14 protein-coding genes and 1 riboswitch are annotated in these 12,982 nt (G+C 66.9%); of the genes, 11 read left to right on the forward strand and 3 right to left on the reverse strand.

Annotated elements, in window-relative coordinates:
• Nucleotides 1-67: 67 nt before the first annotated feature.
• Nucleotides 68-163: riboswitch (TPP riboswitch) on the forward strand.
• From R4P95_RS29775 to R4P95_RS29790, 4 genes are all read left to right on the forward strand, one after another.
• Nucleotides 157-879 carry a TenA family protein gene (locus R4P95_RS29775; RefSeq protein ID WP_317747111.1) on the forward strand — a complete coding sequence of 241 codons (723 nt, stop codon included), beginning with the start codon at nucleotides 157-159 and terminating at the stop codon, nucleotides 877-879. (Overlaps the previous riboswitch by 7 nt.)
• Nucleotides 876-1,904 carry an ABC transporter substrate-binding protein gene (locus R4P95_RS29780; RefSeq protein ID WP_397517764.1) on the forward strand — a complete coding sequence of 343 codons (1,029 nt, stop codon included), beginning with the start codon at nucleotides 876-878 and terminating at the stop codon, nucleotides 1,902-1,904. Before R4P95_RS29775 ends, R4P95_RS29780 begins: the two co-directional genes overlap by 4 nt.
• Nucleotides 1,882-2,703 carry an ABC transporter permease gene (locus tag R4P95_RS29785; protein WP_213572741.1) on the forward strand — a complete coding sequence of 274 codons (822 nt, stop codon included), beginning with the start codon at nucleotides 1,882-1,884 and terminating at the stop codon, nucleotides 2,701-2,703. The genes R4P95_RS29780 and R4P95_RS29785 overlap by 23 nt, the downstream gene beginning before the upstream one ends.
• Nucleotides 2,696-3,508 (forward strand): ABC transporter ATP-binding protein, encoded by an 813-nt coding sequence (locus tag R4P95_RS29790; protein WP_159921050.1) that lies wholly within the window; start codon nucleotides 2,696-2,698, stop codon nucleotides 3,506-3,508. Before R4P95_RS29785 ends, R4P95_RS29790 begins: the two co-directional genes overlap by 8 nt.
• A gap of 32 nt (nucleotides 3,509-3,540) precedes the next feature.
• On the opposite strand, the gene R4P95_RS29795 is transcribed toward R4P95_RS29790, so the two are convergent.
• Nucleotides 3,541-4,914 (reverse strand): wax ester/triacylglycerol synthase family O-acyltransferase, encoded by a 1,374-nt coding sequence (locus R4P95_RS29795; RefSeq protein WP_317747183.1) that lies wholly within the window; start codon nucleotides 4,912-4,914, stop codon nucleotides 3,541-3,543.
• A 166-nt stretch (nucleotides 4,915-5,080) separates the two neighbouring features.
• On the opposite strand from R4P95_RS29795, the gene R4P95_RS29800 reads away from it, so the two are divergent.
• Nucleotides 5,081-6,106: an alpha/beta hydrolase gene (locus R4P95_RS29800; RefSeq protein WP_213572743.1), complete on the forward strand. Its 1,026-nt coding sequence runs from the start codon at nucleotides 5,081-5,083 to the stop codon at nucleotides 6,104-6,106.
• A 3-nt stretch (nucleotides 6,107-6,109) separates the two neighbouring features.
• On the opposite strand, the gene R4P95_RS29805 is transcribed toward R4P95_RS29800, so the two are convergent.
• The gene (locus tag R4P95_RS29805; protein WP_283254021.1) at nucleotides 6,110-6,232 is read right to left on the reverse strand and encodes a hypothetical protein; all 123 of its coding nucleotides are present in this window, start codon (nucleotides 6,230-6,232) and stop codon (nucleotides 6,110-6,112) included.
• 172 nt (nucleotides 6,233-6,404) lie between these two features.
• On the opposite strand from R4P95_RS29805, the gene R4P95_RS29810 reads away from it, so the two are divergent.
• The 6 genes from R4P95_RS29810 (at nucleotide 6,405) to R4P95_RS29835 (ending at nucleotide 11,674) form a co-directional block, all read left to right on the forward strand.
• The gene (locus R4P95_RS29810) at nucleotides 6,405-6,968 is read left to right on the forward strand and encodes a hypothetical protein (RefSeq protein ID WP_317747109.1); all 564 of its coding nucleotides are present in this window, start codon (nucleotides 6,405-6,407) and stop codon (nucleotides 6,966-6,968) included.
• Between the two features lie 125 nt (nucleotides 6,969-7,093).
• The gene (locus R4P95_RS29815; protein ID WP_317747108.1) at nucleotides 7,094-8,089 is read left to right on the forward strand and encodes a hypothetical protein; all 996 of its coding nucleotides are present in this window, start codon (nucleotides 7,094-7,096) and stop codon (nucleotides 8,087-8,089) included.
• A gap of 17 nt (nucleotides 8,090-8,106) precedes the next feature.
• Nucleotides 8,107-8,793: an ESX secretion-associated protein EspG gene (locus R4P95_RS29820; RefSeq protein ID WP_317747107.1), complete on the forward strand. Its 687-nt coding sequence runs from the start codon at nucleotides 8,107-8,109 to the stop codon at nucleotides 8,791-8,793.
• Between the two features lie 70 nt (nucleotides 8,794-8,863).
• Nucleotides 8,864-10,255: a T3SS (YopN, CesT) and YbjN peptide-binding chaperone 1 gene (locus R4P95_RS29825; protein ID WP_317747105.1), complete on the forward strand. Its 1,392-nt coding sequence runs from the start codon at nucleotides 8,864-8,866 to the stop codon at nucleotides 10,253-10,255.
• Nucleotides 10,256-10,350: 95 nt separating this feature from the next.
• A complete protein-coding gene (locus tag R4P95_RS29830; protein WP_257792473.1) occupies nucleotides 10,351-10,485 on the forward strand; it encodes a hypothetical protein in 135 nt (44 codons plus the stop codon).
• Nucleotides 10,486-10,648: 163 nt separating this feature from the next.
• Nucleotides 10,649-11,674, forward strand: coding sequence for an ABC transporter substrate-binding protein (locus R4P95_RS29835; protein ID WP_213572748.1), 1,026 nt, complete (start codon nucleotides 10,649-10,651; stop codon nucleotides 11,672-11,674).
• On the opposite strand, the gene R4P95_RS29840 is transcribed toward R4P95_RS29835, so the two are convergent.
• Nucleotides 11,649-12,959, reverse strand: a complete 1,311-nt coding sequence (locus R4P95_RS29840) for an MFS transporter (protein ID WP_317747104.1) — start codon at nucleotides 12,957-12,959, stop codon at nucleotides 11,649-11,651. The two genes, R4P95_RS29835 and R4P95_RS29840, sit on opposite strands and share 26 nt — an antisense overlap.
• Nucleotides 12,960-12,982: the final 23 nt, after the last annotated feature.

Genomic DNA, 12,982 nt, shown 5'->3' on the forward strand with positions numbered 1-12,982 from the left:
GATGCGCAGGGGCGTCCGAGTGAACGGGGCTTTTCCGCTCTCCCGGCGGGCGGTGCTAGGGTCGGCTTGTTCTGACACGGGGTGCTCCGCACGGGCGGGGCTGAGATCACACCCGGGAACCTGCTCAGGTAATGCTGACGAAGGGATGTCATTGTAGTGAACAGCTCTGTCCATGATGCCGCCGTCGTGGGCCGGCACACCCGATTCACGGACCTCTTGTGGGACCGGACCACGGTGTTGCGGGACGCGATCGACGCGCTCGAATTTCTCCGCCGGCTCGGTGACGGCACTCTTCCGCTGGACGTGTTCCGCACGTACATCGAACAGGACTTTCTGTACCTCACCGGGTACGCGAAAGCACTGTCACTGGTGGCCGCGCACGCTCCGGACCCCGTCGCGGCCGGATTCTGGGCCAACTCCGCCGCCACGGCAGCCACCGTCGAGGCCAGCTTGCACCAGAATCTGCTGAGCGGCGGAAAGTTGCCCGCGTCGGACGCTCAGCCGCAGCATTCGCAGGCCTGCCTCGGGTACGTCTCCTATCTGACCGCCGTCGCCGCCACCGAGCCGTATCCGGTTGCCGCGGCTGCGGTACTGCCCTGCTTCTGGATCTACGCCGACGTGGGACGACGACTCGCCGCCAGCGCCCGCGAGGTGCTCTCCGCGGACCCATCGCATCCGTACGCGCAGTGGGTGACCACCTACGATGCCGAGGAGTTCCACGCTGCCGTGGCCACCGCCCGCGAACTGGTGGACGCTGCCGCCGATGCCGCCACCGAAGCGCAGCGTGAGGCCATGATCGAGGCGTTCGTCGTCGCCAGCCGGTACGAACTCCTGTTCTGGGATACCGCCCTGAACGAGCAGAAGTGGCCGAAGTCGTGACGTTCTTCGCGCGCACGAAGCGCGCCGCCGCTGCAGCCGTCGTCCTCGTGTCCGCACTCTCCGTACTGGCCGGGTGCGCCGACAACGGGTCGTCGGACGACACCATCAGATTCGCCCTCGACTGGACGCCGAACACCAATCACACCGGTTTGTTCGTCGCCCTCGAACAGGGCTATTTCGCCGACGCCGGACTCGACGTGGAGGTTCTGCCGTACAACGACACGTCCCCTGACACGCTCGTCGACGCCGGCAATGCCGAGTTCGGCGTGAGTTTCCAGAGTTCGGCGACCTTCTCCAAGGCTGCGGGTGCCCAGACGAAGTCCGTGCTCGCACCTCTGCAGCACTGGGCCACGGGCATCGCGGTCAGGGCGGACCGCCCCGACATCACCCGCCCTCGGGACTTGGACGGCAAGATTTACGCGGGCTTCGCCGACCCCGACGGCGAAGCGACGCTGAAACAGATCATCCGCAACGATGGCGGCAAGGGTGAATTCACCACCGTCACCCTCGGCACGTCCGCGTACGAGGCGGTCTACTCCGGCACCGCCGACTTCACCGTGTCGTTCTTTGCGTGGGAAGGCATCGAGGCCGAGCACCAGGGAACGCCGATGCGGTACTTCCACTACACGGACTTCGGATTTCCCGACGCGTATGCACTCGTGATCGAGGGAAACGAGGGATGGATGGCCGAGCACCCCGAGGAGGCACGGAAGTTCGTCCAGGCCCTGCAGCGGGGCTACCAGTTCGCGGCCGACCAGCCCGATCAGGCCGCGCAGATGCTGATCGACGCCAATCCCGGTGCGTTCCCGGACGAGTCGCTGGTGCGGGAAAGCCAGCAGATGCTCTCGTCCCAGTACATGAAAGATTCCGCCGGGACCGTCGGTACACAGACCACGGAGAAGTGGGCAGGGTACTCGGGATTCCTGTTCGAACACGGCTTGCTGACGGGACCCGACGGAGCGCAGGTGACCGCCGAGCCCGACTGGTCGACATATTTCACCAATGAGTACCTCGACACACCCTGAGACGAGTTCGCGATCCGCGGGGCCGGGGACGTCCTCGGTCCTGCGGCGGGGACTCCCTGCGCTCGTGGTCGTCGTGGCGCTGGTGGTCGCCTGGCAGATTTATGTCAGTGTCAGCGGAATCCGTCCGCAGGTGCTGCCGTCGCCGCTCCGTGTGGTCGCGCAGGGGTGGCGTGCCCGCGACGTCATCGCCGGACATGCCTCCGCCACCCTTCAGGTCACCATCATCGGCTTCGCGGTGTCTCTGCTGTGTGCCTGGGCGCTCGCGGTTCTGGTCGATTTCTCGCCGTGGCTGCGGCGCGCGTTCGTGCCGCTGTTCGTGGTGTCGCAGACACTGCCCATCATCGCCATCGCACCACTGATGATCATCTGGTTCGGCTTCGGCTTGCTGCCCAAGATTCTCGTCATCGCGCTCGCCACCTTCTTCCCGATGACGATCGGCCTGATCGAAGGGTTCGCGGCGGCCGATCGGGAGGCCGGATCACTGCTGCGCAGTATGGGCGCGTCCCGGTGGCAGGAGTTCCGCTACGTCCGGCTGCCCTCGGCAATTCCGCGCTTTTTCACGGCCCTGCGGATCGGCATCACCTACGCCGTCGTAGGAGCGGTGTTCGCCGAATACGTCGGCGCTACCTCGGGTCTGGGCATTTACATGGCCACCCAGAAGAACTCGTTCCGGACCGACCTGGTGTTGGCCGCGGTGCTGGTGACCGCGGTGATCAGCGTCAGTCTCTACCTGCTCACCTTCGCGGTCGAACGTGCCGTCGCGCCGTGGATCGCCGCCGAGAGGAGCCGTAATGACTGACGACGCGCGGGTCGAACTGTGCGGGTTGTCCAAGGCCTTCCCCGTCCGCGGCGGCGTCCGGCCCGTACTCGACACGGTGTCGTTCACCGTCGAACCGGGCGAGTTCGTGTCGGTCATCGGACCGAGCGGGTGTGGGAAAAGCACAGCGTTCGCGATGCTCGCCGGCCTCGACCGACCCGACTCCGGCACCGTCACGATCGGCGGCACGCCGGTGCCCGCGGCCGGTGGCGGTTCGGCCCAGTGTGCATACATGCCGCAGAAGGACCTTCTGTTCCCGTGGCGCACCGTTCTCGACAACACCACCCTCGGTCTCGAGGTGCAGGGCATGCCCCGACGTGACGCACGCGAACGCGCCCGCGCCCTCTTCCCCGTGTTCGGCCTCGCCGGGTTCGAGGACGCGCGACCCAGCCAGTTGTCGGGCGGGATGCGGCAACGCGCTGCGATGCTCCGCACCGTCGTTCAGGAGCGCCCAGTTCTCCTCCTCGACGAACCGTTCGGTGCCCTGGATTCTTTGACCCGCACCGAGATGCAGGCCTGGTTGCAGGAGGTGTGGCAGCGCTATCGGTGGACGGTGCTGATGATCACCCACGACATTCGTGAAGCCGTGTACTTGTCGGACCGGGTGGTCGTGCTATCGGCACGACCGGCCACCGTCCGGCGTGAGGTGACCGTGGATCTGCCCCGCCCCCGGGAGCTGTCGATGATGACGTCGCCGGAGTTCGCGGACGTCGAACACGAACTTCTCGAGGTCTTGCACGAGGAGTCGAAGCGCGCGCTGGTCGAGCAGGAGTCGCGGCGAGGCTGACCACGCCGCGCCCCCGCTCGAGCAACGTCACGTCACAACAGCGCCTTCTCGAGTTCCGCGAGCGCCGTTTCGAGGTGGATGAGGATCCGCTGCAAACTCGGAACCGATCGCCGGCATCCCACCACCCCGAAGTCGAGATTGCCACCGTTGTTGGTGAGGGTGATGTTGAGGGCCTGCCCGTCCAGCACCACCGACGTCGGATAAAGCCCGTCGAGACGGGATCCGTTGAAGTACATCGTCTTCGGTGGTCCGGGAACGTTCGAGATGATCACATTGAACGGCGGCGGCGTGAGGCGCACCACGCCCGGAATCGGAGTCAGGGCGATCGGCGACATGTTGACCGCCGACCACGCCAGCGCCTGCATCGGGGTGAGACTGCTGAACAACTCTTTTCCCTGGGACATGGACGCCGAGATGGCCGACAACCGATCGGCCGGGTCCTCGATGTCTGTCGCCAGATTGCACAACGTGACCCCCACGGAGTTGCCTCCGGCGTCCACCTTCTTCTCGTCACGCAAGGAGACGGGAACCATGGCGATGAGCGGCGCGTCCGGCAATCCGTCCTGTTCGGTCAGGTAGTGGCGCAACGCTCCGGCGCACATGGCGAGCACGACGTCGTTGACACTCACCCCCGCCGACTTACGCACGGCGTTGACGCGCTCGAGCGACCACGACTGGGCGGCGAAACGCCGCGCGCCCCCGATCGGGACATTGAGCATGGTCCTGGGCGCCTCGTACGGGAACTTCATATCGTGTTGCCCCAGCGCGGTACGGGCGATGCGCAGGGATGCCGGGGCGAGACCGGCCACCTCACCGACCGTGCGGCGGAGGCCGCCGAACACCGATCCGAGGTCCAGACCACCGCCGCTGTCCGGTTTCTTCTCCCCACGCGGCAAGTTCCACGGCGGCGGTGCATCACGCACCGTGGGGTCCGTGGTCAGCGTGCGCTGCAGCAACCGGAGCCCGGATACGCCATCCATCAGCGAATGATGCAACTTGGTGTAGATGGCGAACCGGCCGTCGCTGAGCCCCTCGATCACGTACATCTCCCACAAGGGGCGGTGACGGTCGAGAAGTGTGCCGTGCAGCCGGGAGGTGAGCGTCAGCAGTTCCCGAACCCGACACGGTGCCGGCAGCGCCGAATGCCGAACGTGGTATTCGAGATCCACGTTGTCGCCCTCGTCCGCCCACCACAGGTTGCCGACGCTGCCGACGGGACCTTGCGGCTTCTTCCGGAACGTGGAGTCGACGGTCTTGTGCGACAGCATCGTGTCGAGCATCGTCTTCACGTAGTCGGGCCCGGCATCGTCGGGCGGAGTAAACAATTCGAGCGACCCGACATGCATCGGATGCTCCCTCGATTCGCCTAACAGGAATATCGAATCGGTAACCGGCATTATCCCCACCTGGACGTTCACCCCCGCTCGGTCACTATTCCATTACGACTTTCCTGTGGATGGTACGTCGGGCGTAGCGTCCGTGCGCACAACTCCGATATAGATCGTGCGGCGCAAGAACGGTGACCCCAACCACGGGCGTCACCGAACGACCGCGGACCGAAGGAGGCAGGCCATGAGCACTGCATCTGCGGAGTTCTGCCCCTCGCCGCTACCGCTGACCCGGCGCGACTTCGTGGGGACGAGCGTGCAGTCCGCTGCCCTCGCGCACACCCTCCGGCGCACCGTCCGGCCGTTCCTCGACGGCTGGGCCCGCTACCCCGACCTGCCGTGGCCCACCGGGGTGGTCGACTATCTCGGGTACTCCCTCGGCCCCGTCCGTGGGACCCAGCGGAGGCCGATCCGACTTCCCCACTGCCGCGCCGAATGGATCCGCCCCGCCGGCGAGAACGGCAACCGGGCCATCTTGTACCTGCACGGCGGCGCCTTCCTGTGTTGCGGAATCAATTCGCACCGGCAGATGGTGTCTCGTATCTCGACCGAATCCCAGGCGTCCACCTTGAACGTGGCTTACCGGATGATCCCGCAGAATCCCATCCGCGCGGCGGTGGACGACGGGGTCGACGGCTACCGCTGGCTTCTCGCGCACGGCTACACCGCCGATCGGATCGTCATTGCCGGCGACTCCGCGGGCGGTTTCCTGACATTCATGGTGACGCTCGAAGCATTACGGCAGGGACTTCCCCGCCCCGCCGCGGATGTCGCGCTGTCGCCACTGACCGACCTGGATCCGGTCAACAAGCTGGCGCACCCCAACGCCGACCTGTGCGCGGTGTTCCCCCGGCGCGCGGTCGGCGCACTGTCGACACTCATCGAACGCCTCGATACCCGCGGCGGGCACCAACCGTCCACCTCCCCCGTGGACGGCGACCTCGCTGCGATGCCGCCCGCGCTGATCCAGACCGGTTCACAGGAAATGGTGTACGTCGACGCGGAGTTGATGTCGCAACGACTCTCCCAGGCGGGAGTCCCGTGCGAACTGCAGATCTGGGAACGCCAGGTGCACGTCTTCCAGGCCGCTGCGGGGCTGCTCCCCGAGGGCAGAAAGGCGATTCGGGAGATCGGCCGCTTCATCCGTGAGTCCACACCCGTGAGCACTTCTGCACACCCCGCTGTCAACAAGTACTCACGGGTGAGTTAACCGTCACGACGCGAAGAGGATGGCGGACGCAGCGACAGCCACCCCGGCTCGTGCGGACAGCGGCGTGCGGCGGAAGAACTTGTCGAGTAGCGACATCATTACCCCCGGTCGGAGCGATATGGACACCGATCGATCGTGATCGTGGGGGCTGTACCGAACAAGAGTTCTCGTCAGCGTGCGCCGAACCCGGCAACTTTCGAGCGAACCTTCCGGATGCGCTCGGCGGGCGTACACGTGCGGCGTTCGAGCAGGCCACCCTCTATGGTGGACGCATTTGGACGCCGACGACAGGTAGCGAATGGACGACAGAACCGTAGCGATCGGGGCACTTGCGATTGCCGCTGTATCCGCGGTCTCGGGCCTCATGGTGGGCGCTGCGGGCGGGGTGTTCGACAGCAGTAATGCGTATGTGGCGCCACCCCCGCTGTCCTCGGAGGGATTGCAGGCCGCCGGTGCTTACAGCGCCGAGCCCGCGACCTACCAGGTTTTCGTGCCACCGACTCCGACGTGGCAGATGGCGGACCTCACCACACCGCGAGCGATCCCGGTCACCACCGAGCCCGCCCCCACCACCACGTTGCCGTCCGCAGCGGCGCCCCTGCCGCCGGCCCCCGTTGCGACGATCGTTCCTCGCCCCACCGTCCAGGTTGCCCCCGTCATCCAGCCTCCGGTCGCCCGGGCGCCCGTCACCCAGCCCCCGGTCACCCAGCCCCCGGTGACGCGCGCACCGGTGATCACCACCACCGAGGCGCCCGACGCACGGGCCGCAGCGGGAATACCCGCCCAACCGACCCCGACCACCACCACGACGACCCGTCCGGTGATCACCATTCCTCCGGTGACCACCCGTCCGCAGCGCTGAGCGTCGCCGGACCGTCGCGAAGATTCGTGATGGTGTGACGCGTCGAGCCGCCTGTAAGGTTGCTTCCCGCCGGATCGGGGGGATCCATTCGGGGACCGAGAGTGGCCGGCATGGGAGGGCTTCACATGAGTGACGAGTACGACCACCGGGCGAGTTGCGAGAACTTCCAGTCGGAGCAGTGGGACCACCGCGCGATCAGAGGCGCCGTCGAGGCGATGTCGCCGGCGACGTCCGAGGCGGTGGCGGCCGCCTGGGACGAGATCGGCCGCCGATTCCAGGACTCGATCACCGCTTTTCATGACGCCACCCGTAGTGCGCTCGCGAGCGGGTGGCGGGGACCCGCTGCCGGGGCTGCCGCCTCCGCGATCGACTCCTACGTCGTTGGCGCGCACCCGGCGAGTGAAGGCTTCCGCGACGTCGGGGCGGCGCTGCGGGAGGCGATTGCCGGGGCCGAGGCGGTCCGGGCAGCTGTCGGCGAACCGGTCGGGTACGCCACAGACTGGACGCGGGTGATGCCGTGGAATTGGAGCGGTGAAGCCGAATCCGTGGCTGCGGAGGACGCGGCGAAAGCGGCGATGGGCTCTGTCTACTCGTCGGCAAACCAGACTGCGGGCGGACAGCTCCCCACCCTGGATGCTCGAACGCCCGACGCAGGCGAGATTACTTCGACGCACGCCGCCGCCACTGGCCAGCCCGTCGGATTCGACTACGGCCCTAACGGAATACACGGGATCCCCAGCGATCCACAGGTGGCAGAAGATACTCGCCCGGAGGACTCTCCTAATGAGCACCGACGAGGTGAAAGCCCTCACGACGATTTCACCGACGTACCCCGACAGCACGATGTGCCCGCCGGAACGGGCTCGGGCTCGGGGTCCGTGGCGGGTGCGGCCCTGGCCGGCGCCGTCGGTGGCGGGGTCGCTCAGTACGCCAACCGGGTGGTCGCTGCCCACCAGGCGTCGGCAGCCGCGCCTGCCCAGAAGCCGGCCGCGAAGTCCCAGTCGACGGGCACCGGTGAGCAGGCGCCCGCAGAGGAGCACACGTATCTCAGGAACATCGATCCTGGGAGTCCGGTCATCGGCCCACTGCCCCACGTATCCCCGGCTGTGATCGGCCGCTGAGCGTGACGCAGTGGACGTTGAGCGCCGGGCAATTCCCGGCGCTGTGGGCGAAGACCGGACAGGATCGTCTCCCGTTTCCCTTCCGTGGTGGGAGCCGACAAGCCGACGCCGCGGAGTATGCAGCCGAGCAGAGCAGAGTCAGGGACGAATTGTCCGGTCCCGAACACGACCACCTCGCGGCCGCGCTCGGGGTGCTCGCCGAGCCGGAACTGCGGATCGAGATTTCGGGTTCTCTGGGCGAGTGCAGCAACACCCCGATCCGACTGCTCGGGGCCACGGCCCGGGGGCATGCGATCGCCGCCCAGCAGCATGCCGGCGCCGAAGTGGTGCTCCGCCGCTGCGAGCCCTACGACCTCGCCCGCCAGCTGATTGCCCAGCTTCCGGACGTCGACGCCGGGCACGCCCCCGGCACCGTGGTCACCCGCGCGGAGATGACCGGACCAGCAGAGCGGTCCCTGCGGGCCCGTGCGGTCACGAAGCTCCTCGAGCAGTCATCGACGAGCCAGGGCACCATCGTGGTGATCCGGGGTGGGCGGCGCTCCTCGCAACCGGTGGGCGGTCTCGCCTGGCGCGACATCGACGGCGACGGTCGCTACCTGGTGTGGGGTGATACGACGGTGGCGGTGGAGCCGGGCACGTCCTGGGACCTCCTCGCCGCAGTCGACCGGCTGACCGGACGTATCGACGCCGGGCACCCCGTCTGAGCGTTTCGTCCCCTCCCGCGCTGCGGTGTCGGCGTTCGCGACTACCGTGTAGGGCGAAAGTAGGTGACCCGTGGCCGAGCCGGACGGAGCAGACATGCAGGACTTCGATCTGGACGTCAGCGTAAATCGCGATTGGGCCGAGTTCCAGCGTCGCCTCGCCGACTACCTGGCAGCGATGCGCGACGAGGACCTTCTGGTACTCGAATCGGGCTTCGAGGAGCTCGACGAATCTCGTGGACTGATGCCCTGCATCCAATTCGTCGTCTGGGACGGCGACACGGTGCGCTGCGAGGTGCCGTCCAACCACTATCTGCACCCCGACCGCATGTTGTCGGACGCCGAACAGCACTACCTCACCGAGTTGGGCTGGAATCGACCGACCCGCGGTCCGGACGACGAGGCGGACGACGGGTCGCCCGCGTTCTTCGTCGACAAGAAGCAGTCGTGGTCCGATCAGCTTGCCGCGATGACCGTCGCCGCGTTCCGGGACGTGTGGGGAGTGACGCATCCGGCGTTCCTGAGCACCGAAACGTCCAGCACCGACCCGGCCGCAGCATTCGATCCCGTCGCGGTGCGTCCGCCCCTGGTCACCCAGCTCGATCCCGCCGCAGCAGTCGTTCCACGCGACGCGGAGCATCTCCACGAGCTGATCACGCTGTCCCTGGTCCCGATGCTCGGCCTGCTACCCGAGCGGGACCCCGACGGTGACGTTCCGATTCGGGTCGGCAACACCATCCTCTTCATCGGCCCGCTCGCCGACTCGGTGGATGTTCAGCTCTTCGCGCCGCTCATCCACGACATCAGCGACCGCACCCGGGCAGCCGAGGTCACCGCGGACCTCAACCGGACGTGGTCGCGGATCAAGTTTGTGCTGGTGGACGATCGGTTGTCGGCGTTCCTCGAGGTGTCGGGCAATCCGTTCGTCCCGCAGCACCTCACCGACAGCTGCAAGGTGTTCTCCGACTTCCTGAGGACCGTCGACGGTGACTTCGCGGCGCGGTTCGGCGGACAGCTGTTCTTCCGCCGGGACGACGACCCCGATGAGGAGCCGGCCATCATCGTCGAAAGCCGCATGACGGCCGCCGAACTGCCCAACGAACTGCTCACGTTGTTCCACCTCGACCCCGAGGGCGACGGCGGTACCGATGCCGCGGTCGTCGCCGACGTCTGTGGTCACGACCGCGACCTCATCGTGTCGCTGCTCAACACCGGTACCGAGTGGGTCGCGCAGCTCCGCCGGGACGCCGACGAATTCCGTCAGCACGCCGAGACGGCGATGGCCGAGACGTCCGATTCGCATGCCGACGGCTGGGAGCGGGTAGTCGGAGATCTGCGTGACGCTCTGCGCACGATCGTCCTTCCGCCCCCTCATCCAGCTTCCGAAACGAAGCCGCGGCCGGAGCAGATGGGTCTGTTCAACAACCCGGAAGAGCAGACTCTGTTCGACGACCCGTCGTCCTGACGGCCCTCTTCTGTGATTGGTCCGGTCTACGCGAAATGTGGCGTAGTGTCGGCACTATCGGCACCGTCCAGGTTCCGCTGTTCAGGGATGAGTCCATGGCCGACAAATCGCCCCGCAATTCCATGTCCAAGAAGTCCGGTAAGTCGTTGAAAGAAAAGCGCGCCGACAAGAAGTCGAAGTCGAACGGGCAGGTCGATCCCGAGATCGTCTCGCACGTCAAGAAGCGCTGAACCTTATTAGTGCGCCGTTGTGGTAGTTCCGACTACCGTGACGGCGCACTGTGCTGTCCCCAGCCCGCACTAGTCGCCATTAGGGCCCGAGTGCTCGCCCAACCGGCCGCCCGGCCCGTCGCCTATATTAGGGTACCCAAAGTGCTCGAAAGGACCCTGCCTCATGCCTTCCACCCTCAGTCGACGTGCCGTGTTGTCCCTGACGTTCGCGACCGTCGCAGGTCTTGCCGTGTCAGCATGCGGCTCGGACAGCGATTCGTCGCCCGCCGCAGCCGGTGAAAACGCCTCTGGCGCAGAGCCGGGGGCCTTTCCGGTCACCATCGACCACGTGCACGGATCCACGACCCTCACCCAGGCACCGACGCGGGTCGCTGCTGTCGGCATCGGTGACGCCGACGTTCTGCTGTCCCTCGGCGTGATTCCCGTCCTCGTCCCGGTCTGGAAGGGTTCTGTCGACGACGGTATCGGCCAGTGGGCCGACGCGAGCCTGGGCGGGGCCGACCCGATAGCGCTGGCCAACGCCACCAGCTCATTCGACGTCGAAACGATTGCCGCATCGGCTCCCGACCTCATCGTGGCGGTGAACAACGCGATCAACGAGAGCACGTATCAGCAGCTCAGCGCTATCGCCCCGACCGTGCTCCACGCGGCCGATCAGACCGACTGGGTGCTGCCGTGGCAGGAGGTGACCCAGCGGATCGGTGCCGCGGTCGGGCTGCCCGAACGCGCCGCCGAGCAGGTCCGTGAGGTGGAGGAAGCCGTCGTTCGCGCGCGCGCCGCCAACCCTCACTTCGCCGGCAAGTCGGCCGTCCTGGTGACGGTCCGTGGTGACGGGTCGCTGCGTGCCTTCAGCCCCTCCGCTGCTCGCAGCCAGTTGCTCACCCAGCTCGGCTTCGTGCTGCCCGCCGCATTGAGCACCCGCTTCGACAACGCGCTCTATTTCGACGTCTCCCCCGAAAACCTCGACCTCTTGGACGGCGACGTGCTGCTCGTCGACAACTACGACGCGGCTCGCGAGCGGCTCACGTCCCTGCCGGCGTTCACCAATCTCGAGGTCGTGCGATCCGGTGGGCTCGTCGGACTCGATCCCGTCGTGAGCGATGCCGTGTCGATGCCGAACCCGTTGACCATCCCGTTCGTTCTCGACCAGTTCGTCGACAAGATCAACCGGACACCCGTCGGGGCATAATCGCGCGCACGGCTCCGGCGCGGGCCGTCCACACGGCGAGGGCGGCGGTGGCGGCGAACACGGCAGCGGACACCGCCACCCAGGAGGTGGCCGCTGGGACACGACCGAGATCGACGAGGTCGAAGATCGCCCCCACCGCCAGCGACCCGAGCAGGCAGAGCACCCCGCCGATCGTGTTGAGCATCCCGAAGTGTGCACCCAGATTGGTCTCGCCGGCGAGGGCGCCGATCGTGTCGCGCATCGGAGGAATCATCAGCATCTGTCCCAGGTGCAGTACGACCACCCACACTGCCAACAGGACGATCTGGATCAGCGGCGCAGCCGCCTGTCCGGCGCCGGCGACCGGAGCGAGGAATGACACGGCGATCAGGGTCAGCCCGCCGAGGATTGCCGCCCGGTGCCCGATGCGGTGGGCACAGGCCACCGTCGGAGTCTGACCGACGATCACGAACACGGCGGCTCCGACGTAGAACCAGCCGAGGGCGGCCTGCGAGCCGAGCCCCCGCTCGAGTTGATCCGGCAGCATCAAATACAGCTGGCTGTAGGCCAGCAACTGGAAGCTGCACAGCCCGGCGAACACCAGAAAGCTCTTGTTGGTCAGCACACTTCGCCACACGAACCGCAGCGTGGTTGCCTCCCGCACTGCCACGGCGGCGTCGTCGTCGGCGGGCAGCCAGCGGTAGAAACCCACCCACATCGCCGCGAACAGCATCGCCGCCGTGACCGCGGTCCACGAGAACGGGAATGCCAATAGCACGGCCCCCAGGGCGGGCCCGATCACCGTCCCCGTGCGGCTGCACATCTGTTCCATCGCGAAGAGATCCGTGCGCCGCATGACGCCCTGCTCTTGCAGCTTTCTGCCGTACACGGCATTGGCCGACTCGACGGCCGGGGCGAACAGGGCGGCGGCGACACCGATCAGCAGCACGCCCACAACCACCGCGATCATCGTGTCCGAGAACCCGAGCACCAGGAAGCCGACCACCCGAATCGCGATCCCCACGAGCACGGCCGGGCGGACGCCGAACCGATCGGCCACGCTGCCGCCCAGAAAGAACATGCCCTGCTGGCTGAACATCCGCAGACCGAGGACGAGCCCGACGGCCCAGCCCGCGAAGCCGAGATCGTCGGACAGATGGACGGCGAGAAACGGGACCACCAGGTAGAAGCCGACGTTGAACAGGACCATCGACGACAACAGCAGTTTCACCGGCGGCGGCAACGCCCGTGCCCGAGGAAACACACCCTGGAAGCGGGTAGGCGAAGAAGGAGAAGGCGGCGGCACAACTCACCACCCTATGGCGCACG

It is taken from the genome of Rhodococcus sp. IEGM 27, assembly GCF_033142305.1.
GTDB classification, from domain to species: Bacteria; Actinomycetota; Actinomycetes; order Mycobacteriales; family Mycobacteriaceae; genus Rhodococcus_F; species Rhodococcus_F oxybenzonivorans.